The following is a 23,151-nucleotide window of genomic DNA, read 5'->3' as shown; positions in this document are numbered from 1 at the left end:
GCAATGATTAAAAAAAAGACTAATCTGATTAACTAAAGGTTTATTCTAGTCGACCGGTACGGAAATATCGATAGCATACCCTCCGGCATGATGGGAAAACTTAAGATCGGCTTTGAGCAGAATTATCCGGTTTTGTATATTTTTTAAGCCCAGACCATCTTTTTTAAACCGAAGTTCCTCAAAATGCGATTGTGTAAGCCCCTTCCCGTTATGTGTTAAGGTAATCATCAACGTTTTATTTAAATAAATAGAGCGCACAAATATTTTTGTGGCTTTGGCGTGTTTATTTATATTGTTGATAAGCTCCTGTACTATGCGGTAAATGCTGATGTCATTTTGCCCTACCTGGGTTGGGTAACTGGGATCGAGGGTTACGCTGATCTCAACAACAGATTCATGAGATATTTTACCGCAAAAGTGGCTCAGGGCCTCATTTAAACCAAACTCCTGCAATATGTTGGAATGCAGACTGTGCGACAAGCCCCTGATTTTGTTGATGCCCTCGTCAAGCAGATCTTTGCCTTTTTGATAAATGCCTTGATTGCTTTCGTCGGGGTCTTCTATCCTGACACTGTTAAAATGGAGGCTTGATGCCCCGAGTATGGCACCTACCTCGTCATGCAGTTCTTCGGCAATGCGGTGGCGTTCAATTTCTTCGCTTCTTACAGCCGCTTCTATCAGCTGGTTTTTCTGCGCGTTTTGCATAGCCTGCAGCTCATTTTGAAACTGTAGTTTTTTACGTTGCGTAAATATAAAAATGAGTAACAGGCTTATAAAAAGCATCAACATGGCGGCAATCCCCACTACCAGTAACAATCGAATATCAGTGCTCCCTTGATTCATAAAAACCTTTGGCTATAAACAAGTTAAAAATTACGTACGAAATGTTATGCGCATTCCATAAGCTAATGGCAAAATGCTCCATACGTATGGTTAACTCGTTGTATAAAAGAAATATAAAGAAATTAATAGTAACATAAATGCCTAAACCGGTAACTATCCAGAAGTCGGAATTAAAAATGTTAACCTCCGGACTGTCATTTATCTTAAATAAATAGTATTGTAAGGTGTAAAACAAAAGCAAAATGGCCTCAACCGATAGCAGGCGGCTGCTTAGTTTCCAGTAATCAAAAAAGTTTTCGTAAAAACAAAAATTGATGATCACAAAGGCCAGGAAACAAAACGGAATAATTTTTTTTATAGTTGTTAAAAAGGGTTGTTTTAGCCGTATAAAAAATGTGCTGAATAAAAAGAAACGTATAATGGAATGCAGATTGTACAGATAGTTATTGGAATTGTATTTGGCAGGTAAAATGGTCCGGATCTTCCAGGTTAAGTCGATGGCCAGGTTAATAAAAAGCGCTATACAAACGTAAAAAACAACCGGCTTAAGTAAAGCCGGCTGTTTTCTAAATAGTAATAAGGATATAGGTATTAAGAGCGCCCAAACTTCTGACCAGTCAATAACGATCTGAAATACTTTAAACATTCGGGAATATGGTCAGGTAGTTTAGTTAAAGGTTGCGGGTGGAGACGGATTCGTGTTGATCGGATCGGTTACCGGGTTACCAGGCAATACGATATCACCTGAGCCGGTTCTCTTATAACGGTCAACATCATAATAAACATGATGGCTATCGTTAACATCCGGTATAAATACCAGGTAATCTGGTTTATCGCCATCGGGGTCAGTGGTATCGATAAGCAATAGCATAGCAGCAAGTGATATTACGTTATTACTCATAACAAGCGGACCGCTCAACTCTAAAGCGTTGTTGTTATAATCTTCCAATGTATCATAATAGCTGCTGTATTGATTGGCCGGCGACATATGTCCGTATGCGATCAACTGCAGTGGTTTACTATCATCGGTAGTGCTGGAAAAAAAATAAGAGAACACAAAATTATCAATACCGGGGGAGTTAGCTATCATATTCCGGATGGCGCTGGTCTCGTATTTTAACCAGAAAAATTTTAGAGTTTGAATCTCGTCCATAGTAGTGTTTAGTTTTATATAACAAATTTATAGGATGGCATTGAAGTGGGTAAGCGTATAAGTACCTGAATTTTTTATACCGTATTTCTACGTAGTTGGCAATGGTGTTGTTGCTTTATGGTTAAATTTCTTGTAACTGGGTGTTATTTTTTTAACGATTGCAACATAAAAGTCGATCCCACGCCCAAAGCGGCTCCTGCTGCAACATCGGTAGGGTAATGTACTCCGAGGTACATACGCGAATAACTTACCGAGCCCGCCCACAAAAATGCGGGCGCAATCACATACCACTTTGGATAAGCCCTGGAAAGGGCAGTAGCAGTAGCAAAACTGCTGGACGTATGCCCCGAGGGAAAAGAGGTACTGCCCGCCCGGTAAACCGGCACAATATTAATATTTTGTATAAAAGGGCGCGGCCTCTTAACAATGTGTTTGATCAAATACGTGAGCCCGGCCGATAATGCCGTACTGCTGGCCACATATAAAGAGTTTTGCCGCATTTGTTTATCATTGCTGATCACACCTGCCGCCAGCAAGCCTACAGGAACGCCAATATCACCATATAAATGTGTGCGCGACAGGAACATGAATACACCGGTTTGCTCTGGTGTGCGGTGATCTTGCAGATCGATCATGATCCGATCGTCCAGTTGCTGAAGGCCCGATTGCGCCCGTGATGAGATACTAAATAATAAACTGAATAATAAAAGGAAATAAAAAAGATACGTTTTTAAGACCAGCGTCATAGGTATAGCAGGTTTAGTATTACCATAAATATAGGATACTTATTTCAAATGTAGGGAGTTTAAGGCATTATTAGGCCCCGGTGTTAATATTTATCAAGATAAGTTAAAACTTAACACTGAGATAATACCCGTAAAGTATGTATGCAATATTTTTGAAACACTGTTTAAAACGAAAGTCCCCAAAGCGCTCGCCGCCGGGGACTTTCAACCTAAACCTTATCACAATAAGTAAGCAGGATGCTTACCTTATAGATGGCGCAAGTATATAAAAAAAATTTATAGTACAATAGGCGGTAATTATCTTTTTGATAAAAAAATTACCAACTATAACGATTTAGTAGAAATCAAATGGCAAAAAATGCCATTTGTTCAATTTTATTCATTTTTTAAACCATCCACATGGTTGGTTAACGCCGGCATTTTTGCTAAGACCATTATATATCCGGTTTTAAGACGACGGTTTTTAATCATTTAATTGATAACACCGCATTTAATTGCCATCAATCTTCGGTAGCAAGGGTTTGCCATCATATTTTTCTAACAAAAACAGAACCTCATCTGTATCGATACTATAATGTGGCGGGTTGGGTGTGTTTTTTTGCTGCTTGCTAAAATGTATCCTGTATTTATCTGTTAATGATGCATCGGAGCCATAATGTTTTAAAAAAAACGTATTACTTAATGATAAGGCAGCGGAATAGACAAGGCTCAAAAATCCGAACAACACAAAAATGCAGGCATAACCATATTTGATATATACCGGTTTAAGCATGCTGCCGAAGTAACAAAATACCGAGTAAATGAGTATGGGGACTAACGGTGTAAAAAAACGCGCGTCATAAAAGGGCCAAAGAAAAATCATCAACAGGTAAACCGTAAATACCCAAAATGCAGGAGTATTCACTAATTGGCGGTTTACAACTACTTTGTAAAGGATAAAACACATCAGCAAACCTGTCGCTATCAATAAATAGTTGCTCGCGGCAGGATTTATTACCGTTGATAGCTTACTGTATGGTATGTTGGTCATGATTTCGCCAAGCTCTTTAAAATGTATGGCCAGGCGGTCAAATATGGATGCCGGGTGATGAGCCATCATGCCCAGGTTTAGCTGACGGATATAAGCCACTCTTTTTTCAATCAGCGGAAGTTGAGATACAAAAGCAGCCAGGACAATAATAACGCTGCACAACCATATCCACAGTAATTTTTTTTGTCCGAATAATATGCCCTTATTTAAATAAACCAGGTATAGTAATATTCCTATAACCAATGCTATGCCTGCTGTGCGCACATATAAACTAACCAGGGTTGCGGCTAATGCGGGAATAATGTACAACCAGTGTTTTTTAAAAACGCTTGTCCACAGGTAAATACTGGCTAAAAACAGCAGGGTAAAAAGTTCATCCGCTATAGGTAGCGTAAATTGTTTTACATTGATGGCCGAGAGCATGGTTAGTGCCATAAAAACCAGGCGATTTTCTATTTTCAGAAGTATGGCCAACAGGTATGACGCCAGCAGCATCGATACCATATTGATCAAAGTGATGGATAGCGGGCTTAACAGATGCAGCCTGCTAAGTGCTAATAAGAATAGAGGGTATCCATGCGGGAAAAAATCATGAGCGGCATCACTGTTGGGGCCGAGGTTGCCAGTAAGATATTCTATGATTTTCAGGTACCGGATGCCATCGGTATTTAATCTTAAGGGTGTAAAAAGATTGGGCAAAAGCAAAAGGATAACGATGATAAAAAAGGTAATGCTTCCCCAACTTTTGTTTTTGAACAGGCCATTAACGGCAATTGGTTTGGTTGCTTCCATTTTTAATTACTGAATAGCCTGCATTTGCTTTGAACAAAGAAACTCAAAATTAGGGGGAATACCCAATTGGTAACATACTAACACAAGATAAAGCGACTTACCCGGGCAATTGGCAACTGAAAAATAGCTGAACGAGTGCGAAGATTTTGCTTTATTTTAAAAGTCGGGGCGTGTGCGATTCCTTCCCTCGGGAAGGGGAGGAAGGGGTTTCGTCGTGTCGTAAATCTGTCGCTCGCATAAACCCCTCCCTGCCACTGCACAACCAACCGCACCCCTCCCGTGGGGAGGGAACTTGAAAAACATCAGTATGACACCCTTTTTAAGATAGCTGTCGTTTCATCAACTATTTACCCTCCAGCTGCTTTAACATCTCTTTTCCGCCAGTGTTGTTAGGGTTCAGTTCGATCGATTTTTTGTAGTTTTTGATAGCCAGGGCTTTATCACCATGTTTCATATAAGCTTCGCCCAGGCTATCATAGGTATTGAAAGATGTGGGGTGCCTTTGTGTATTTTCCTTAAATATGTCAATGGCTTCTTCTATGTTTTTTAAATTCAATTGCTGGTAACCGCAGCTGTTCAGGAAACCTTCGCTCGGGCTCATCGTATAGCCAAACTCGTCGGATAACCTGCCGAAATGGCTATTTATATCTGCCATGGACATTTTAACATTGCTGTAATAGTCAATAAACCAGTTTTTATAAATGAAGCGCAGTCCATCATAAACGCTTTTATAGGTAACCGAAAAATGGTTTTCTTCAGGGTACTGCTCAAATTTCCAGGTAAAGGAGGCTGGGGCGGTGGTTTTTAATACCAGCATCAGCGAATCTACCTTTTGCCTGTCCTCGTTCCCGATGGTAATAAAGGTTTTTCCCTTCAACTGCTGGTGACTTTGCAGGAACGGAGCAAAATCGGTCAGAATTTTTGTATTGCCACCGTAAATTGCCGGACTGATCAAAATATTGGCCTGAAAAAGATCGGGAGCGGCCTCCTTGGCATAGAGGGCAAATATGCCGCCTAAAGAGTGTGCCGAAAGGATACGATAAGGCTCGGTACGATAATTTTTGTCGATATAAGGCACCAGCTCGTTCTTGATGAATTGCAGAAATTTAGGTCCACCGCCTGTTTTGCCCATCCTTGTAGTATCTACTTTGCCATCAAAAAGCAGGGAATGAATGGGCGTAAAATCGCGGGTGCGATCCACATTTAAAATAGCCACTACAATCATTTGCGGCATCCGGTTACGGTCGTAATCCGACAGAAATTCAACCGCCTCCGAAACGTATTTAAAATGACTGTCGCCATCAAGCAGATATAACACAGGGTAGGTAGTTGAGGTAGTGTTATAATCGGCAGGCAAGTGTATCCAGATGCCCCGTTTCTCGCCTAATGCTTTGGAGGTTAATACCACTGTTTTGTCGTTATTCACCGTAACACTGTCTATTTGGGCAAATAGGTTTTTACTACAGATCAATAGCAGAAACAGGATAAATGTGATGCGGATGGGTTTATAACAGGGTATCATTATTAATATACTTTAAACAAAGAAAATAAAAATTAGGGGTAATTGTTTGTCGATCATAAAAAGTAAAAACATCACGTTATCCGCAGTCACTCGGCTGGAGCCGAGCGACTGCATAGAGGAGCTCAGGTTTTCTTATGCATTCTCCCTTGGAGCAGGCTGGGTCGGGGCGACTTCTTTGCGAGCCGCCATCAGGCTTTTGCCGGCTTGCAGCAGTTCCTGGGTAATGTTGCGGGTATAGGTTTTGATCTCCTGTTGAAAATCATCAACAGAAGCACCGGAGCGGATCTCTTCCAACCGTTTTTCCCAGTTGCCGGTCAGTTCGGCCTGGGCTATTTTTTGATCTTTAACTACGTTGTATACGCTGAGCCCGGTTGTTGTAGGAACCAGGTTCTTTTTTTCGCGGGTGATGTAATCGCGTTTGATGAGGGTTTCGATGATGGATGCACGGGTGGCAGGTGTACCCAGGCCGCTATCCTTCATGGCGTAGCGCAGCTCTTCGTCCTCAATTTCCTTACCCGCGGTTTCCAGCGCTTTTAACAGCGATGCTTCGTTGTACAGTGGTTTGGGCTTGGTTTGTTTCTCCAATAATGCTTTTTCGGGGATAGGCAGGCGCTCGTCCTGTTGTACTTTGGGCAGACTCGCGTTTTCTTCGTCCTTCTTTTCCTCGTCAGGGTCGTTCAGCACTGATCGCCAGCCTGCCGAGCTGATCACCGTGCCGCTGGCGGTAAACAACGAGCCCGACTGTACGGTGATCTTGGTGATCTCCTTGATACATTCCTGGTGAAAGGCCTCCAGCATACGTGCGGCCACCAGGTCGTAAATGGCCTGCAGATCGCCCGAGAGTTGGTATGGCTTTTCGCCGGTAGGCAGTATAGCGTGGTGATCCGTTACCTTTTTGGCGTTCACGCTGCGTTTGTTGAGTTTTACGGTAGCCAAAAAAGCAGCCTGTTTGCCAAACTCGGGGTGTTCGTTAAATTTTTCGATCAATGCCGGTACGGTGGCAAATACATCATCGCCAATATAGCGGCTGCCGGTACGCGGATAGGTAACCAGCTTGCCCTCATATAGCGTTTGCAGCAGACCAAGCGTTTGATCGGCCGTAAAACCTTTGCGTTTATTGGCTTCCTGCTGCAGGCTGCTCAAATCGTGCAGCAGCGGCGGTGGTTCCTTGCGGGGTTTGGCCTCCACACTTACAATGTGCCCACCATTAGGGAAACCCGAGGGCACATCCTCCACCTTATCCACCACGGCCTGGGCCTCTTCGGTGGTTTTAAAGCTTTCGGTAGATATGGCCCTGAAGATCTGGCCGTCCTTATCTACCTGGATGCTCACCTGGTAATACAGTTGCGGCACAAAGTTCTTGTTTTCGAGGTATCGCGAGCAGATCATGGCCAGTGTAGGCGTTTGCACCCTGCCCAGCGAAAGCACGGCCCTTGTACCGGCCGAAATACTGAGCGCCTGCGTGGCGTTCATGCCCACCAGCCAATCCGACTGCGAGCGGCAATGTGCCGAATTGAACAGGGTATCATAATCAGAGCCAGGTTTCAGGTTGCGGAAACCCTCTTTAATCGCTTCATCTGTTTGCGATGAGATCCAGAGCCTTTTAAAAGGCTTCTTGCATTTGAGGTAATAATAAATGTAGCGGAAGATGAGCTCACCTTCGCGCCCGGCATCCGTTGCTACGATGATCTCGGTAGCTTCGTCAAACAGGGCCTTGATGGTATCTAATTGTTTTTTTACCGATGGATCATCAACAATGCCATCCTTGGTTTTAACTTTGCGGATGCTGAGCTTAAACTTGGGCGGCAGCATAGGCAGGTTTTGAACGCTCCAGCCGTAAAAGCCGTACTCCTGCGGGGGGGCCAGCTGCAAAAGGTGACCAAAAGCCCAGGTAAAGGTATAACCCTTGCCTTCCATATACCCATCCTTTTTGGTGGTAGCGCCAAATACTTTGGCAATTTCGCGGGCTACGGATGGTTTTTCGGCAATGATAACTTTCATGTACAGGATGGCGCTCAAAATTAATTTGAGGGGTGAAAGTTAGATAAATGGGGCGGTTGGTACAATGAATGTGGAAAAATGGGAGCTTAATCTCTATATTACGTCATTGCGAGCGATAGCGTGGCAATCCCCGATTTGTAGAGCTTAAGGACATGGCGTATACCCGCTCTTGGCTGCGGGAGAGCCAGTCACTTTTGTCGCGACAAAAGTAACCAAAAACGCTTCAGCAGAAATGCTTCTTTGCGCTCATAACCTTTGCCGCGCAAACCGGACAGAACCGCGGGCTGCTAAACCTTACCTCCACTACGTTCGCTCATTATCCCGCGCTTCAGGTAAGGTTCGCAATGCCCTTACAGCCGCATCACCCAGCATTGTTCTGCCCGCTTTCGCCCGAAGCTTATCTGCTGACTGGGAAGAAAAAGGAGACTTGTTTAATTAAAACCCAATTCAATAATTCACTAACTCACTAATTCAATAATTAAATCCGTCATCCTGAACTTGTTTCAGGATCCCTCAGGCTTATGGGATGCCGAAATAAATTCGGCATGACCTTAGAGTTGATTTTTTATTCTCCCCAATTTTCGGTATCTTTATACCTATACTCAGCCCGGTTCTTTCTTCCCAAAAAGAAGAGAAAACCGGGCTGCTTGATTAAGGGAAATTAGGCCCAAAAATCGATCTGTATGTGTTTATTTGAAAGCCAATAAATTAATACTTTTTAAAGTTTTTAAAACAGCTCAAAATCGCGTTGAAATTTGTTAAAAAGTGTTAAAATCGATGTTTTTGAGTGAATTTTGACCCGTTTTTACCGCGTTTTTGGCCAGAAAAGTGTTAAAATTTAAGGTTTAAAAAGTTTTTCAGCAACAAAAATGCCCGTGAAAAAACGGGCATGGTGGCAGGATGTATATGTTGGTCGCCGTTTTATTGGCTGCTCTCGTTCTTGATGCCTTTGAGCAATGCGTAGATGGCCATGGCATGACCGTGGCCCAGCTCAAAATCAGCTTTAAGCCAGTTGGTAATATCGCCGGCTTTGGCTTTGAGCTCGCCGTTTTTGGTAAAGCCTTTTTCTTCGGCCAGTTTTCTGAAATCCGCGGCATCTTTGCCGGTCTTGGCTTTGATGGTGGTCAGGTATCCTTGAAATGACATGTTGTTATAGCTTTGATTTAGAGTGGTTTAATTTTGTATTTTAAATGCCCAACACCGATTTTTTACTTCATTATTCAGTATTCCCTGTTTGGTGTTCAATATTTCCTTAATTAGATGTTGTAAGGAAATCCTCAACTATCATGCTAAAACTTTCGACCTTTTTGTTGCTGGCGTTCGGGAAAAAGGCTTCGCCAAAATACTCGCCATGGTGCCCCGGCAATATAGCCAGCTGACCGTGAGGTAAAAGGCGGGACATTTCGGCGGCGTGCTCAGGAGTGGCCAGATCATGATCGCCGATGACTACCAGGGTTGGTGCCTGGATAGATGCTATTTGTTCTTTGGTCCAGCCTTTAAAAACGCTCATACGCTGAACGTCTTTATTAAACATATTAGTGAGCCCAGCCTGGTTGCCTATTTTCAGGTACTCGTCCTTGTAAATCTGCGGCATATCGCTGTATTTTGGGTTTTTGAAACCTTCCCAGAAAGCTGCCGGTACGGCATCGCGGCTATAAAACGCCGAAGCTATGATGAGCCTGTCGACCAGTTTGGGATGCCTCAAGGCTATTTCAAGCGTTGTTTGGCCGCCATTGCTGAAACCAAGTACATCGGTTTTGGTAATGTTAAGCTGGCGTAGCAGTTCGGCAACGTCATCGGCATCCTGGGTAAAAGTTTCAGGAGCGTCGCGATCGCTGGTATGACCGTGGGCCTGCATTTCGACAGCAATTACCTGGTGAGTTTTGGACAGTATAGGGATGATGCGGGCAAAAGATGTGCTCAGGGTTGAACCACCACCATGTATCAATACCAGTGGTTTCCCGGTCCCGTGTATCTCATAATACATTTTGATGCCGTTTACGTTGGCGTATTTACCTGGTGCTATTGTTTGGGCTTGTGTGGCGCTGCCGGCTGTCATCATGGCCATAATCATTAATGGGATGTGAGTGAGTTTATTACTGATTGCGTTCTTCATCGTTGTAAATTTCATATCCAAATGTACAGCCACTAATCTGATTGCTAAATGGGCATATCCGACAATTAAAGGGCTCTTTGCGACAAATGAGAATACTAACCAGAATACTACTGTAATAGATCAATAAAACTACGGAATTGCTACAATGAAAGCAAGATAGCTTACACGGCAGGGGCTGTTGTAACAGGGTTTACGGTTATTTTTTCTTTCTGATACTCATGCAGTTCCTTAATGATCTTTGCCGGATTTTTCCATTCAAAAACATGGATGAGCCAAAGGGTAATGCGCATAAGTCCGGTGGCATGGGCAAGTCCAACGCCCAATTGGGTAATGGTTTTATCGCGGGCGTTGATGCAATCGGTATAAGCAGAGCCTGTTTTGCCGAGCAGGTCCTCGGCAAAGCACCAGGCGCCATCGCGAGCATTACTAATACTAAACTGGATAATGATAGAATAATTGGAGGAGTGCAGGCCCAGTAAAGAAATAAGGGGCGATATGCGGTTGATTTCGCTGATCACCTCGTAAGTTAACGCCGAAATAATGGTATTGATAGCGTCAAAATCCTTTTGTACACCATCCATATTGCCATTGGATACTTCAACCGCGGCAATACCCAGGTCGAGGTTGATATGGGCATTCATCCCTAGTAGTAATTGTTGTAATACAAGGGGTGATGATCTTTCGGCGGTTTCAAAAGCTACTCGCCAGGAATCGCTCAGGGGCTTCTTTTTTTTCCATGCGTCCAGCGCATTCAAATAACGGTTGGCAAAAATGACGTCGAATCTTTCCATGCGGGGGCCATTTTCAAACTGGCCTTTAGCAATACCATCGCGCACGGCGGCAGTAACTTTATAATACAACGCAGCGAAGTATCCTAAACGGTTGTTGGTGGCAATACTATCGGTAATAATGGTTTGCAGGGCGTTAATGACCTCATTAATGGTGTTGGCGGGCATAGATGTTCAGGTTTAAGTGGTACTGCCATAAAGTTAAACAATACCCGCTAAACTCCAATGCTATATCAGGAGGTCATCTCCTTAAATATTTCGTCAAATGATTTGCTCTTTTGTTTCTGGAACATACCGTTGAAGCGATCATTGGCTGGGGTAAGCAGTTGGATGCACATTTGCTTGTCTTCGTCTGATAAACCGTGTGTCATCATCCTGGCTACCCGCTGTACTTTGTCCTTGGCTACCATTAAGGCTTGCTTGCCTTTTTCGGTTACCTGGAGCCTTTTTACACGTTTATCTTCGGTATCGGCGTACTCACTTACCAGCCCCCTTTTTTTGAGGCGGTTAAGCATATTGGTACCGCTTGAAAGCTCAATGATGTTGTTATAAATAGCTTCGGATTTGATGGGGTTTACCTCGTTATAAATGGTCACCAGCAGGCCAAATTCTTCTATCTGGTCAAAGCCGGTGCCTTCCAGCGCTTTGTTGGAGTAAGTGATGTGGTATTTCGCTATCCTCCGCAGCAGGATCATCAGGCGGCCATTGATGTCCGGTATTAGTTTTTCAGGCTGATCGGTTTTTTCGGGTGCTGTTGCGATCAGCGATAGTTGATGTCTGAAAAAATTATCTAATGTAGCATTTGGGTTTTGCTCCTCATAGGCGCCCCATAGCTTAACTAATTCTACCGTCTTATTCAATGTAATTACTTCCTTTTGGTAGCAAATTTACATAAAAATGGCATAATATTTTATCTTTATTAGTGCTAAAAGGTATAAATTTGATTTCAAAATACAACCAAAAGAAAGTATTTTGAACTAAGCATCTATTCAACTGATCGTATTTGTTTTCTGGTTTTATCATTAAAACTTAACTCATTTTTATGAACTTACAGATCCTTCTTCAAACTTTGCTTGTGCTGCATCTTTCGGGCCTGGTTATGATGGCCGGTACCACCGTTGTTGATTACTCGGTATTTAAAACCTTTTGGAAACAAATTGACCAGGGCAATTCTAACCCTGCCGGATTGATGGAATCAACCTCCAATTCATCCAGGTTGATTGGTATTGGAGCGGCCCTGCTTGTACTAACGGGTATAGGCATGATGGCTATAACTCATGGTGTTTTTGGCGAACAGCTATGGTTCAGGATAAAATTTGGCCTGGTGATTATTCTGATACTTAACGGGATACTTACCGGCCGTCGACAAGGAACCAAACTCAGAAACGCAGTAGCCAATTCGGGCGCCATACTGATAGCGGAAGCATTTGTTTTGCGGGAGCGGTTAAACCGCTTTTTCCTGCTGCAATTATGTCTTTTTTTGCTCATCGTTTTTCTGAGTGTATTTAAATTCAACTGATCATCAAAACAACCACCCATATCTGAATGGAAAATCAACTGTACAAATTATTGATTATAGGAGCTAATGGCGGCATTGGCAGGCAATGCGTTGAATTGGCCCTGGATGCGGGGCACCGCGTTACCGCCCTGGTTCGCAACCGGGCTAACCTGCCGCTCAAGCACCCGAACCTGGAGGTGGTTCAGGGCGATCTGCTGAAACCCGGCACATTTGAAAAATACCTTATAGACAAAGATGCTGTTGTATCGGCCATTGGTGTTAAGGGAGGAATGTTTGGTGATAAACCTACTACTTTGTACTCTGAGGGAAACGCGAACCTTTTGCACGCGATGGAAAATGTGGGAGTTAAACGGGCTTTCTTTATATCGGCCTCGGCTATTGAAATAAGTCCGGTAATACCGCGCTTTGTTCAATTTATAGCCAAATACATTATCCAGAAACTCTTAAAATATATGTATGCCGATCTGCACCGGATGGAGATCATTGTTAAAGCAAGCGAGGCAAAATGGACGATCATCAGGCCCCCTCAGCTCAGTGATCAACGGGCAACAGGGCATTACCGTACGGCTATTAATGACTGGCTAAAGAACTGCCTGAAAATATCGCGTGCAGATGTGGCACATTTTGTTGTTCACAACATCAATAACCCTGCAATTATCAGAACTACAGTTGAAATAGCTTATTGATGTAATGGTCATAGGTTGCAGAGACGCATATTCGCGTCTCTGCTAAGCTTTATAGATTGGAACTGATGAGTCCCGCTATACTTCGTATCTCAGTGAAATCATCAGCAATGTATTGGGTATTGACGTGTGAGTCGGTACAGATCAATTTCTTAATCAGTCCGGAATTTTTGAGCTTGTTGATACCGTCGTTCACAAAAAGCCCGTGCGTGGTGATCACGTAGATGTCGCCTGCACCGGCATTTTTATAGGTTTGCGCGGCGTTGATGATACTGCCGCCAGAGCGGATCATATCGTCGTAAATGATCACGGTTTTGCCCGATACATCTGCGTTGATGGCGCTCACTTCGGTATGATCGCCCTTGAGTCTGCGTTTGAGGATAAAGGCCGCGTTTACGCCCATATCGTTGGCCAGCGACTCCACCCATTTGGCGCGGCCTGCATCGGTGCTGGCCATTACAAAATTGTTGCCACCATATTCACGGGCTGCGGCTATTACGATATCTTTGCAGTAAACGTGCACAGGATACAAGCCGTGTTCAAAATAGTATTGGATACCTTCGGAATGAAGATCGAACAATAAAACTTTATTACCCCGATTAGAGCGGGGGATGCATGATAAAAGCCTTGCCCTGGTTTTGGCGGTTACAATTTCGCCGCTTAATACCGCGCGTTCCATGGTTGAGTAGCCAAAGTAGGGTATTACCAGGGTTAGTGAGTTAGCGCCATAGCTTACCAATGATGATGCCAGGTCATACAGTTCAAGCGTAGCCTGGTCAGATACGGTACCACCAAGCAGTACCACATCGCGATTTTCTACATTGCAGATGATGCGCTGATAGCGTTCTCCATCGGTAAAATGGCTTACTTCCAGTTCGCCTTTTTCAAACAAGCCGGAAGTTAATACTCTTTCGGCCAGGTAGTCGTAGTCGGTTATATTAAATAGTAACTTCTTCATGGATATATCAATTGGCATTTGCTCTTACCTGCTCAAAAGTAATAGTATTTATTAGGTTGCCATTCTCAAAAATAGTTTGCAGATGATCGTTGAGGTCGGTATGTTCTTGTTCTTTAACGGTTTTAAATGTGCCGTTTATTTTTACCAGTTTTAAACGGCCGCCCTTGCTTTTTTTGTAGCTTTCGGTAATGTTGCCCTGTGCATCCATTTCAGTCGGACTTTTTTCTACAGCCACTTCTTTACCATTGATTACGGCGCTGCTGCATTTGAGGGCGAATTTTTGGGTGTCGCGGTCAACTTTTTGCAATAAGGCTCCACCCATGCCCAATACCAGGTTTTCGGCGCTGATGCCGTTTTCTTTTAGTGTTTTGTAAATGTTTTTGATCTCGGCGTAATTAACACCATCACCCTGGATTACCCGCAATTGTGGGGGTAAAACTTTGTAACCTTTGGCATTAACGGTGTATCCGAATTTGCAAAAAAGTATTTCAAATATCTCCTGCAAGGTCCTAATTGGATCGCCGCTATCAGGACGGATAACCAGCGTGCCCTCACGGTTCAGGATCTCGTCACGCAGTTCTGTACCCCAGTATTCCTCGCAAGCCCTGAAAATGTTGTAGCTGTCAGACACGCAGGCAATAGTACCCGTAGGGAAGCTTTTCAATACATGCCTGAAAACCTCCAGCTCACCCTCTTTACCCAGCAGGGTACAAATGCTGTGTTCAGTTGCTGGGATACTCAATCCATAAACTTTTTGAGCATCATAATAACTGATGGCCATACTGCTGCCGGCCAGGTTATCGCTTCCGCTGAAGTTGATGAGATGTGCGGCTCCACCTAGTTTGGCGCTCTCTACGCTGCTCACACCCCGGAAACCGAAATCGTTCAGTACAAAATCAATACCTGCTTCCGTGCCGTCGGTAGCGGTTTCCTGGAAGTATTGAGTGATCACTTTCCTGATTTGGTTGCTTAGCGTGGCTACAGTGCATGGATACCATACCTGCATGAGCAAGGTTTCTAAAAAGTTGGTGAGCCAGTAACATTCCGGGTCGGTGTTTTCGATAGTCATCAATACATTGCCGGTGGGTACGGCTGTACCCTCTGCTACTGCCTTTATTTTGATGGGCAGATGGCCGTTATATTTATCCAGGATGTATTGAAATTTGGCACGGTTAAATACATCACCCCGGCTAAACACCTGTTGTAAAAAGCCATCGGCTTCATCAATATCCTGTTGTGTAAATGCTTGTCCTTGAATGTATTCTTTTAGAAAATATTGTAAACCAAAAAAAATGGTTTCGTCAAAAAGTCCGCCGCGGCTTTCCAGGTAACTGTATATTTGAGTGGTGCCGGGGTAGTAAAATTTATGGTGGGCGTATTTATATGCGTCGGCCAGAAGAATCAGATTTTCACGTTTCATGGCTTTAGTGTTTTAGGTATTTGTTGATGATGAAGGTAAATAACTCATGGTGCTCATCGCTGATAAATCCATCGGTAAGCATCTGCGGCAGATCGGATATATTAAACCAGTTAAGGTCGATAATATCATCCTGTGCTGCTGGCGAGCCAGCTATGTAATCGCAGCTGAATAATAGGGTTATGATCTTGTCGGCTTCGTTGCGGTAGCGCCAATCGTTTATTTTGCGGGAAGTTTCGTAGGTCATTTCAGTGATTTCCATTTTGCCGCATTCCTCCATTAGCTCGCGTTTGGCCGCGCTTTCATAGTCGGCATCTTCCGGGTCTGAGAAACCGCCGATAAAGCGCCATTTGTTGTTAACCGCTTTTTTGCCAAGCAGTATTTCGGTTTTGTCATTGCGAAACATGGCTATATCAACCGTAGGGTAAACCTTAGTATATTGATTATAGTAGGCGTATAATATACCTGCCCGAAAGTCATTGGAATCAAATACTTTATCGGCGTATTGTTTACGAAGTTCGGTGGCATTATAATCGCCATGTTCAGGTAACTCTACGGTTTCAAACCTGCCTGAGTAATAGGGAATAAAGCTGTCTCTGCTGCCATACAAGCAAAAATGCTCTGATGGGAAAACACTTTTTAATAGATTATCCAATGTCTCGGACCAAACCCTGTCGCTCGGATGATCGCTTACCGGTAATACAATGATCTCGGGATAATCCTTTTTGATCATTTTTTCTCGGGTATGATAATCATAAGGGTTTTTGCGACTACCAGCTACCGGACTAACACCCAGCAGGATGATCAATTTGTTATGGTTATCACTTACCTGTTTTATTAACTGGCGATGCCCCTCATGTAAATATGGGGTTTGGAAACGTGCTATTATTACTCCTGTTTTCATAACTAATTGCGTTAATTATACGCAAATATAAATATGCGTTTTTAATACGCAAATTATTTTTTACTTTTTATTTAATCCTGAGTGTTTAAACTTCAAAGTTGATGCCTTGTTTTTGCAGCTGGTAGTATTTCTTTTCGTTAAAACGGAAGAGATTTCCTGGCCGGCCAGCACCATCGAGCGCTTGCTTTTCATTGGTTTCTTCCAGGAAACCAAATTTGCTGATCTTTTTTTTGAAATTACGACGGTCGATTGGGCGGTCGAGAACGGCCATATATAATTTTTCCAGTTCAGAAAAAGGGAACTTTTCTTCCAGTAGCTCAAAACCCACGGGTTGGTAAAGCATTTTGCTTTTAAGGCGGTCATGGGCCACATTAACTATCTGGTCATGATCAAAAGCCAAAGGAGGCAGGTTTTTGATATTGAACCAAGCCACATCGCTGGCGTCGGTATCGGCTTTAATTTCAAATGCATCCGGTTTTACCAGGCCATAATACGTAATGGATATTACCCTGTTGCGCGGATCGCGATCTGGTTTGCCAAAGCTATATAGTTGTTCCAGGTAATTGATGCTGATACCTGTTTCTTCCTTTAGTTCGCGCTGAATGGCGTCTTCGAGCGATTCATTATCGCTAACCAATCCGCCTGGTAAGGCCCAGTTGTCTTTATAGGGTTTGATATTTCGCTTGATCAATAGTACCGATAATCCTTCTTTTGAAGTATATCCAAATACAACCGCGTCAACGGCTACCTTAATGTTTTGAGAGGCTGACATGTTACAAAGTTATCAATATGCGTAAAGCAATCAAGCGTAGCCTGGGGCTTATATTGGGACTTTGCCTGAGAAGTTATAATTGTTTAATATAACTTAATTTGGTTGTTTTTTATAATTATAACTAAAAAAGGTTATTATATTTTGATATAACTAAAATTAGTTATAATTTAGTATATGCTAATATTAGAATTATGAAGATATATGGAGTGGTTACGGGGGATATTAAAAACTTTACCAGGTTATCAGATCAAAAACGTGGTAAATTAGTTAGCGATACCGAGCACCTATTAAGATCGATGGTTAAGCACCCCTCGGATGCGGCGATATTTAGGGGCGATAGTTATCAATTTATAGTAGATGATATCAATGAGGTTTTAAACAAATGTATCCGATTGATATGTTGGTTTAGGCTGAATTCTGGAAAAGATAGTCTTACCCGTTTAGGTACCAGGCTTTCGATTGGAATTGGTGAAATAGCGTATCTTGGTAAAAATGTTCTGGATTCTGATGGAGAAGCGTTTCATCTTTCGGGGAGAAACTTTGATAAGATGGATAAAGAGGAGATCATGAGGCTCACTATATTTGATGAGGCTAAAACTAATACCTACCAGGTGATACTAATGTATATTAACCTGATTATAAAGGGTTGGACGATAAGCCAGGCGGAAACTATATATCAGTTATTAAGTATAGAAGATAGCACGCAGGACAAAATAGCGAAGGCGCTAAAAATGAGTCAGCCTGCTGTTGCCAAAAGTTTAAGAGCAGCAAGGTGGAAGGAAGTTGAAAAGGGCATCAGTTATATAAATAGTGAACTAAACAAGCAATATTTTACATAATGGAATTGGGTATTTTATTACGGTTACTATTGGCGCATCTATTGGGTGATTTTCTGTTTCAGCCCCAGGGTTGGGTGAAAGCTAAAGAAAGGAAAAAGGGAAAAGCGCCGCAAATGTATTACCATGTGTTGGTAATAACCATATTAACCTATGTGCTTTTGTGGGATTGGAGCAAGTGGTATATCCCATTGATTGTAATGGTGAGTCATTTGGCGATAGATATCTGGAAAAGTCATCGTCTTAATAACTTTATTTATTTTTTGTTTGATCAGTTACTGCACCTGGCTGTTATTTTTCTGATCTGGATAACTGTTTATTTTAATAGCCATGTGATAGTGGAATGGGCAATTAAGTACTTAAACTCATCGCATTTCTGGATATTAATATTGTCCTATTATTTGGTAATTGGCCCGTTGGGAATCGCTATTGGTAAAGCAACAGAAAAATGGCAAAGAGAGGCCGGCATGAATGCCGGAGGATTGAGCAAAGCCGGTATGTGGATTGGTAGATGTGAACGGGTTTTGATATTGACATTTATTATAAGTAATCAATATACCGCTTTAGGTTTTTTAATGGCGGCTAAATCTATATTGCGTTTTGGTGATAAGGATGACCGGGAGCAAAAGAAAACGGAATATATTTTGGTAGGCACTTTGATTAGTTTTTCATCGGCCGCAATTGTTGGGGTAATAGTGAGCTATATTTTAAAGGCCTGATTGGCGGGTTAAACATGCTATAAATACAAAGAGCCTCACATTTGTGAGGCTCTTTGTGATCTCGATGGGATCGTATTTTGTTGGCGAAATTGAAAACTATTGAACAATAATCCTCAGCAAACTTTCGCACTAATACTCGAAACGGATGATGAGGTCATGGCCTGTCTGAAAACATTCGCTACCAAACAAAAACTACCCGCCGCTTCCTTTACTTTTATCGGTGCGTTCAGTGAAACTACGGTCGGTTTTTTCAACTTTGAGAAAAAGGACCATGAGAAAATCGATTTTAATGAACAAATGGAAGTGTTTAGCATTACCGGCGATATCTCTATGTACAAAGACCGGCACAGATTCATGCTAATGCCGTACTCGGCAAATGCGATGGTGCCGCCCATGGAGGGCATTTACTTGAGAGTATTATTCACCCGACACTGGAAGTTATAATCACAGAAGTCCCGGCTCACCTGAAACGGGAAATGGATAAGAACTTTTGTATTCCCTTAATAAAAGTATAAAAACATGCTGACTTGTTCAGCGGTCCGCATACTGCTCATCTGAATGTATGGAAACCTGGTTATTTCTGTCATGATTTTCAGATATTTCATAGCGAATCTTTAGGGTGATGTACGAAATATTCAATTATCGTTCCTGTTAACTCGCCATGAGTATACCCACTTTATTGAGGAGGTGATCTATATCAAAGGGTTTTTCGATGAAATCGGCAGCACCGGCATCCAGCGCGGATTGTCGGGTTTCCCGGCTGGCGGAGATCATCAATACGGGAATATTTTTTAATGCCGGTATGTTTTTCAATGCACGGCAAACGTCGCGTCCATCGATGCCCGACATCCAGATATCCATGACGATCAGGTCCGGTATTTGTTGCCGGGCCAATTCAATTACACGCTGCCCGGACAGAGTGGGCATCACCTCATAATTTTCCATTTCCAGCATCATTATGGTGGCGTCTACAATTCCTTCATCATCATCTGCTAATAAAATTCGTTTCAATATCTCGCTTTTTTTAATTGATCAATTAGTTACAGGCAACGCGACACAAAAGGTCGATCCTTTGCCTTCCGTAGAGTTTACCCAGATACGGCCACCCATACGATGGACAATTTCGGCTGAGATGTAAAGTCCCAGTCCCAGACCTGGAAACGTGTGCTCGCGCGTCCCGCTGACCCGATAAAACTGTTCGAATACTTTGTCCTGCTTTTCCGGGCTGATCCCTATGCCAAAATCTTGGACAAATAACTGGATTTCGTTATTTTCCCGATGTGTGTAAACCATAATGCGGCCCGAGTCTGGTGAATATTTGATCGCGTTAGTGAGAAGGTTTGTAATCACCTGACCCAGCCGGTCCCGATCGCCCGTAATTTCACCATCAAAATTCAGCTCCCGCTTAATGATATGGTTGACCGCCGTACGCTGGATATCCTCCACCATCTCCGCGACAAGTTCGCTGAAGGAAAAGACTGATTCATTGAATTGCATCCGGCCGCTGTTAATCTTGGTCACATCCAGCAGGTCGCTGATAAGACTGTTCAGGCGGTTGATCTGCCGATCCATTTTACCGACAAGTTCGGCGCTTTTTGCGTCACCATTATTTTGAAAAATCCGCTCGAGAACCTGCGCATAAGCCTTGATGCTGGTAACGGGGGTTTTTAGCTCATGACTGGCCACGCCCAGGAAATTGTCCTTTTGCGCCTGTAATTCTTTCTGGAACTGGATATCTGTATTCGTACCATACCATTTGACGATCCTGCCTTCATCATCATGCAGCGGTAAAGCCTGAACAAGATACCATCGATATTCTTCTCCTTCACGTATACGAAACTCAATATGATAGGGTTCACCAGTATTGATCGCCTGTGTCCAGGCTATTTGGGCACGTTGCGCATCATCTGGATGTAAATTGCTTAACCAGGCATCACCCAATGGGTTATCTTTCTGTCCCGGGTGCAGGTCATGCCAACGCTTGTTGACGTAATCCAATTGTCCTTCGGGCGTGCTTGTCCAAACTACTGCCGGGATAGCATCTGCCAGAAAGGCCATCTCTCGGATGACTTTATTTAAAGCCTCCCGCGCCTGGATTTCAGGACGAAGGTCACGGGCGATACCAGCGATGGCCACCGGCTCATTGGTGATATCTTCCCGGATGAGGTACATCTGTTTATGGATCGGGATGATTTCGCCGGTTTTTTGATTCACCAGTTCCAAACGCCCCGACCAACGACCTTCCTGGTAGATGGTGGGGATCACGGTTTGGCGGATAAGGTGATTAGAGGCCTCGCTATGATAATCATATAGCGGCACATCCTTAAATTCATGTTCATTCAAACTGATCAATTCTTTACCTGACTGATTCAGGTAAAGCGTCCGGCCTTCAGTATCGCAGTAGTTGGAAAAATCTTCGCTAACATCTACCATAGTTGCCAGGCGTTGTAGTTCAGCGCGTGCTTTGAGCTCCGGACGAAGATCTCTTACCGTTGCTCCGTGCCCGATCACCTCGCCGGTATCTGGATCGGTGACCTGCATATAGCTTACCTCGCAGGGAATTACCTCGCCGGTGGTTTTGTTTTTCAGCCGGGTGATGCCTTTCCAGCTTTTTTCCGGATCGATGCCCGGCAAGAGTAAATGCTGTATGCGGACCAGCTCTTTTGGCTCATAAAAGTCTTTCGTATGGAGCAGCGTGTAATCTTCATCTGGATCTACACCTAAAAGTTGCTTTGCAGATTCATTCATATAGATCATCCGCCCTTCCATATCTGCAATGGACATGTGATCACTGTTATGACTGACCAGGCTAAGCAGTTGCTGTTCTCGTCGCCTGGCGATAACCTCATCGGTTACGTCCTGCACAGTTCCTGCAAAGCGGTAAGGCTGATTCTCTGCGTCAAAAAATGCCCGGCCCTTGCAGTGCACCCAGCGCAGACGTTTGTCTGTCGCACCGACGGTGCGGTAACGTACATCATAATAACCATTCGAATTCGGTTCCAACGCTGCTTGTACCGCCTTGTCGATGCGACGGCGGTCGTCATCATGTATGTATCGCAATACTTCACGGTATCTTGTTTCGCAATCCGGTGGGAAACCAAATAATTCCCGGCAGCGATCGTCCCAAAGAACTACTTGTGTGGCAATATTCAAATCCCAGGTACCAATGCCCGCAGCTGTCAGGGCAAAGTTTAATTGGTCCTGGGCAGCATTCAATTCCTGATTAAGCGCCAGTGATTTGGCCTCGGCCTTGCGGATATCGGTAATATCGCGCGTGGTGCCTGCAATGGCAGTAACCTCGCCTTCCTCATTTAGAACAGGGGTTAAGATATAATCATAAATACGGCTTCCCAATTCAACATGGGGGAAAGAGACCTCGCCGCGGATTGGTTGTTTAGTTAGCCTGATGTGGTCGATCTCCCTTTCATGCATTTGGGCATGCCATTCTTCATAACCGTTTTCACGAAGCCCTTTGCCGATGGCCGTATCCCAGGTCTTGCCCCACATATTGAGCAATGCCCGATTAACATAAGTAAAGCGGTAACTCAGGTCGAAGACATAGATCAGGTCAGGTGTGCTGCTGGTGATCGTTTCGTATAAACGTTTTTGTTGTTCCGCATGATCGATACTCGTACGCAGCTCTTCTTGTATCTGATGGCGCTCAGTGATGTCACTGGCGGCTCCAAACCATTCAATGATTTCGCCTTCTTCGTTTAGAATAGGTACGGCTCTTGATAAAGTCCAGCCAGGTGAACCATCCGCGCGCAATACACGATGTTCAAGCTGAAACATCCTTTTGTTTTCAATGGCATCCACAATAGCGGCCTGCACGATGGCCATGTCATCTGCTAAAATATATTTTTGCATCCAGTCATCGCTCGGCTCTGGTGTATCGGGTAAAAAGCCGCGGCCATCTAATTGATACATAACACGCCAATCCGGACTCATTACATAAACTATATCAGAAATAGCAGTGACCAAGGCGCGAAAACGTCCATCGCGTTCTGCAATAGATCGTGTTGAAGGATGGAGCTGATTGGATAGCGAAGTCATCGATAGTTTAAAACCCCAAAAACAACAAATAGTTTGAGCTGAAAAATTTGGTTCAGGGTTATGTCACAGTATCATCTCATCATATTGATAATGTTAAATGATTTGCGGGAAGTATTTGAGGATAAATCAATCGAACCGGGTGTTTTTTAAGGTGCCTTTTTTATCTTAATAGAAATACAGACTAAACTTAAACTATTTCATACGGTAAATTGCAGACCCTTTGCGATAACGGGAATACCTTTTACCCGGTTAGGAAAGATCACCCATTACGATGCTGAAAAGATAGTGAAAGAATATAA

General features: G+C 43.4%; 22 protein-coding genes and 1 pseudogene. 6 read left to right on the top strand and 17 right to left on the bottom strand.

Annotation, left to right across the window (positions count from 1 at the left end; translation table 11 throughout):
* Positions 1-45 precede the first annotated feature (45 nt).
* From ACTJKG_RS10280 to ACTJKG_RS10230, 11 genes are all read right to left on the bottom strand, one after another.
* Entirely contained in the window at positions 46-843 is a 798-nt protein-coding gene (locus ACTJKG_RS10280; protein ID WP_440739137.1) for a sensor histidine kinase, read from the bottom strand.
* Positions 824-1,489, bottom strand: a complete 666-nt coding sequence (locus ACTJKG_RS10275) for a hypothetical protein (protein WP_172334460.1) — start codon at positions 1,487-1,489, stop codon at positions 824-826. Before ACTJKG_RS10275 ends, ACTJKG_RS10280 begins: the two co-directional genes overlap by 20 nt.
* A gap of 21 nt (positions 1,490-1,510) precedes the next feature.
* The gene (locus tag ACTJKG_RS10270; protein ID WP_172334459.1) at positions 1,511-1,996 is read right to left on the bottom strand and encodes a hypothetical protein; all 486 of its coding nucleotides are present in this window, start codon (positions 1,994-1,996) and stop codon (positions 1,511-1,513) included.
* A gap of 143 nt (positions 1,997-2,139) precedes the next feature.
* Positions 2,140-2,742 carry a phosphatase PAP2 family protein gene (locus ACTJKG_RS10265; protein WP_172334458.1) on the bottom strand — a complete coding sequence of 201 codons (603 nt, stop codon included), beginning with the start codon at positions 2,740-2,742 and terminating at the stop codon, positions 2,140-2,142.
* Between the two features lie 490 nt (positions 2,743-3,232).
* Entirely contained in the window at positions 3,233-4,564 is a 1,332-nt protein-coding gene (locus ACTJKG_RS10260; protein WP_440739136.1) for a hypothetical protein, read from the bottom strand.
* A gap of 343 nt (positions 4,565-4,907) precedes the next feature.
* Positions 4,908-6,086, bottom strand: coding sequence for an alpha/beta hydrolase-fold protein (locus ACTJKG_RS10255; protein ID WP_440739135.1), 1,179 nt, complete (start codon positions 6,084-6,086; stop codon positions 4,908-4,910).
* Between the two features lie 132 nt (positions 6,087-6,218).
* Positions 6,219-8,087: a DNA topoisomerase 3 gene (locus ACTJKG_RS10250; RefSeq protein WP_440739134.1), complete on the bottom strand. Its 1,869-nt coding sequence runs from the start codon at positions 8,085-8,087 to the stop codon at positions 6,219-6,221.
* A 921-nt stretch (positions 8,088-9,008) separates the two neighbouring features.
* A complete protein-coding gene (locus ACTJKG_RS10245) occupies positions 9,009-9,233 on the bottom strand; it encodes a DUF4287 domain-containing protein (RefSeq protein ID WP_172336546.1) in 225 nt (74 codons plus the stop codon).
* 106 nt (positions 9,234-9,339) lie between these two features.
* A complete protein-coding gene (locus ACTJKG_RS10240) occupies positions 9,340-10,203 on the bottom strand; it encodes an alpha/beta fold hydrolase (RefSeq protein WP_216650621.1) in 864 nt (287 codons plus the stop codon).
* Between the two features lie 161 nt (positions 10,204-10,364).
* Entirely contained in the window at positions 10,365-11,159 is a 795-nt protein-coding gene (locus ACTJKG_RS10235) for a DUF5995 family protein (RefSeq protein ID WP_172336547.1), read from the bottom strand.
* Positions 11,160-11,224: 65 nt separating this feature from the next.
* Positions 11,225-11,851 carry a MarR family winged helix-turn-helix transcriptional regulator gene (locus ACTJKG_RS10230; RefSeq protein WP_440739133.1) on the bottom strand — a complete coding sequence of 209 codons (627 nt, stop codon included), beginning with the start codon at positions 11,849-11,851 and terminating at the stop codon, positions 11,225-11,227.
* Between the two features lie 182 nt (positions 11,852-12,033).
* On the opposite strand from ACTJKG_RS10230, the gene ACTJKG_RS10225 reads away from it, so the two are divergent.
* Complete coding sequence (locus ACTJKG_RS10225) at positions 12,034-12,510, top strand: hypothetical protein (RefSeq protein WP_440739132.1); 477 nt, start codon at positions 12,034-12,036, stop codon at positions 12,508-12,510.
* 26 nt (positions 12,511-12,536) lie between these two features.
* On the top strand, positions 12,537-13,196 hold the full coding sequence (locus ACTJKG_RS10220) for an NAD(P)-dependent oxidoreductase (protein WP_440739131.1): 660 nt from the start codon (positions 12,537-12,539) through the stop codon (positions 13,194-13,196).
* 49 nt (positions 13,197-13,245) lie between these two features.
* Here the strand turns inward: ACTJKG_RS10220 and ACTJKG_RS10215 are convergent, their stop codons facing one another.
* The 4 genes from ACTJKG_RS10215 to ACTJKG_RS10200 all read right to left on the bottom strand — a co-directional run bounded on the left by ACTJKG_RS10215 (position 13,246) and on the right by ACTJKG_RS10200 (position 17,244).
* Positions 13,246-14,151, bottom strand: coding sequence for a ribose-phosphate diphosphokinase (locus ACTJKG_RS10215; protein WP_440739130.1), 906 nt, complete (start codon positions 14,149-14,151; stop codon positions 13,246-13,248).
* A gap of 7 nt (positions 14,152-14,158) precedes the next feature.
* A complete protein-coding gene (locus ACTJKG_RS10210; protein WP_440739129.1) occupies positions 14,159-15,571 on the bottom strand; it encodes a nicotinate phosphoribosyltransferase in 1,413 nt (470 codons plus the stop codon).
* A gap of 4 nt (positions 15,572-15,575) precedes the next feature.
* Positions 15,576-16,472: an NUDIX domain-containing protein gene (locus tag ACTJKG_RS10205; protein WP_172336553.1), complete on the bottom strand. Its 897-nt coding sequence runs from the start codon at positions 16,470-16,472 to the stop codon at positions 15,576-15,578.
* 85 nt (positions 16,473-16,557) lie between these two features.
* Entirely contained in the window at positions 16,558-17,244 is a 687-nt protein-coding gene (locus ACTJKG_RS10200; RefSeq protein WP_172336554.1) for an NUDIX hydrolase, read from the bottom strand.
* Between the two features lie 191 nt (positions 17,245-17,435).
* On the opposite strand from ACTJKG_RS10200, the gene ACTJKG_RS10195 reads away from it, so the two are divergent.
* From ACTJKG_RS10195 to ACTJKG_RS10180, 4 genes and pseudogenes are all read left to right on the top strand, one after another.
* Positions 17,436-18,083, top strand: coding sequence for a hypothetical protein (locus tag ACTJKG_RS10195; protein WP_440739128.1), 648 nt, complete (start codon positions 17,436-17,438; stop codon positions 18,081-18,083).
* Complete coding sequence (locus tag ACTJKG_RS10190; RefSeq protein WP_172336556.1) at positions 18,083-18,799, top strand: DUF3307 domain-containing protein; 717 nt, start codon at positions 18,083-18,085, stop codon at positions 18,797-18,799. Before ACTJKG_RS10195 ends, ACTJKG_RS10190 begins: the two co-directional genes overlap by 1 nt.
* 99 nt (positions 18,800-18,898) lie before the next feature.
* Positions 18,899-19,129: pseudogene (locus tag ACTJKG_RS10185) on the top strand (PPC domain-containing DNA-binding protein); the annotation flags it as partial.
* A 20-nt stretch (positions 19,130-19,149) separates the two neighbouring features.
* The gene (locus tag ACTJKG_RS10180) at positions 19,150-19,314 is read left to right on the top strand and encodes a PCC domain-containing protein (protein ID WP_371742468.1); all 165 of its coding nucleotides are present in this window, start codon (positions 19,150-19,152) and stop codon (positions 19,312-19,314) included.
* A gap of 136 nt (positions 19,315-19,450) precedes the next feature.
* On the opposite strand, the gene ACTJKG_RS10175 is transcribed toward ACTJKG_RS10180, so the two are convergent.
* Positions 19,451-19,810, bottom strand: coding sequence for a response regulator (locus ACTJKG_RS10175; RefSeq protein WP_440739127.1), 360 nt, complete (start codon positions 19,808-19,810; stop codon positions 19,451-19,453).
* A 21-nt stretch (positions 19,811-19,831) separates the two neighbouring features.
* Positions 19,832-22,852, bottom strand: a complete 3,021-nt coding sequence (locus ACTJKG_RS10170) for a PAS domain-containing sensor histidine kinase (protein ID WP_440739126.1) — start codon at positions 22,850-22,852, stop codon at positions 19,832-19,834.
* Positions 22,853-23,151 lie beyond the last annotated feature (299 nt).

Origin of the sequence: Mucilaginibacter sp. 22184, assembly GCF_052045695.1 — a bacterium.
Taxonomy (GTDB): Bacteria; Bacteroidota; Bacteroidia; order Sphingobacteriales; family Sphingobacteriaceae; genus Mucilaginibacter.
This window is presented reverse-complemented; position numbering and strand designations above follow the sequence as displayed.

Coding starts and splice junctions, on each gene's coding strand:
- ACTJKG_RS10280 (WP_440739137.1), bottom strand. CDS start 843: ATGAATCAAGGGAGCACTGATATTCGATTGTTACTGGTAGTGGGGATT.
- ACTJKG_RS10275 (WP_172334460.1), bottom strand. CDS start 1,489: ATGTTTAAAGTATTTCAGATCGTTATTGACTGGTCAGAAGTTTGGGCG.
- ACTJKG_RS10270 (WP_172334459.1), bottom strand. CDS start 1,996: ATGGACGAGATTCAAACTCTAAAATTTTTCTGGTTAAAATACGAGACC.
- ACTJKG_RS10265 (WP_172334458.1), bottom strand. CDS start 2,742: ATGACGCTGGTCTTAAAAACGTATCTTTTTTATTTCCTTTTATTATTC.
- ACTJKG_RS10260 (WP_440739136.1), bottom strand. CDS start 4,564: ATGGAAGCAACCAAACCAATTGCCGTTAATGGCCTGTTCAAAAACAAA.
- ACTJKG_RS10255 (WP_440739135.1), bottom strand. CDS start 6,086: ATGATACCCTGTTATAAACCCATCCGCATCACATTTATCCTGTTTCTG.
- ACTJKG_RS10250 (WP_440739134.1), bottom strand. CDS start 8,087: ATGAAAGTTATCATTGCCGAAAAACCATCCGTAGCCCGCGAAATTGCC.
- ACTJKG_RS10245 (WP_172336546.1), bottom strand. CDS start 9,233: ATGTCATTTCAAGGATACCTGACCACCATCAAAGCCAAGACCGGCAAA.
- ACTJKG_RS10240 (WP_216650621.1), bottom strand. CDS start 10,203: ATGAAGAACGCAATCAGTAATAAACTCACTCACATCCCATTAATGATT.
- ACTJKG_RS10235 (WP_172336547.1), bottom strand. CDS start 11,159: ATGCCCGCCAACACCATTAATGAGGTCATTAACGCCCTGCAAACCATT.
- ACTJKG_RS10225 (WP_440739132.1), top strand. CDS start 12,034: ATGAACTTACAGATCCTTCTTCAAACTTTGCTTGTGCTGCATCTTTCG.
- ACTJKG_RS10220 (WP_440739131.1), top strand. CDS start 12,537: ATGGAAAATCAACTGTACAAATTATTGATTATAGGAGCTAATGGCGGC.
- ACTJKG_RS10215 (WP_440739130.1), bottom strand. CDS start 14,151: ATGAAGAAGTTACTATTTAATATAACCGACTACGACTACCTGGCCGAA.
- ACTJKG_RS10210 (WP_440739129.1), bottom strand. CDS start 15,571: ATGAAACGTGAAAATCTGATTCTTCTGGCCGACGCATATAAATACGCC.
- ACTJKG_RS10205 (WP_172336553.1), bottom strand. CDS start 16,472: ATGAAAACAGGAGTAATAATAGCACGTTTCCAAACCCCATATTTACAT.
- ACTJKG_RS10200 (WP_172336554.1), bottom strand. CDS start 17,244: ATGTCAGCCTCTCAAAACATTAAGGTAGCCGTTGACGCGGTTGTATTT.
- ACTJKG_RS10195 (WP_440739128.1), top strand. CDS start 17,436: ATGAAGATATATGGAGTGGTTACGGGGGATATTAAAAACTTTACCAGG.
- ACTJKG_RS10190 (WP_172336556.1), top strand. CDS start 18,083: ATGGAATTGGGTATTTTATTACGGTTACTATTGGCGCATCTATTGGGT.
- ACTJKG_RS10170 (WP_440739126.1), bottom strand. CDS start 22,852: ATGACTTCGCTATCCAATCAGCTCCATCCTTCAACACGATCTATTGCA.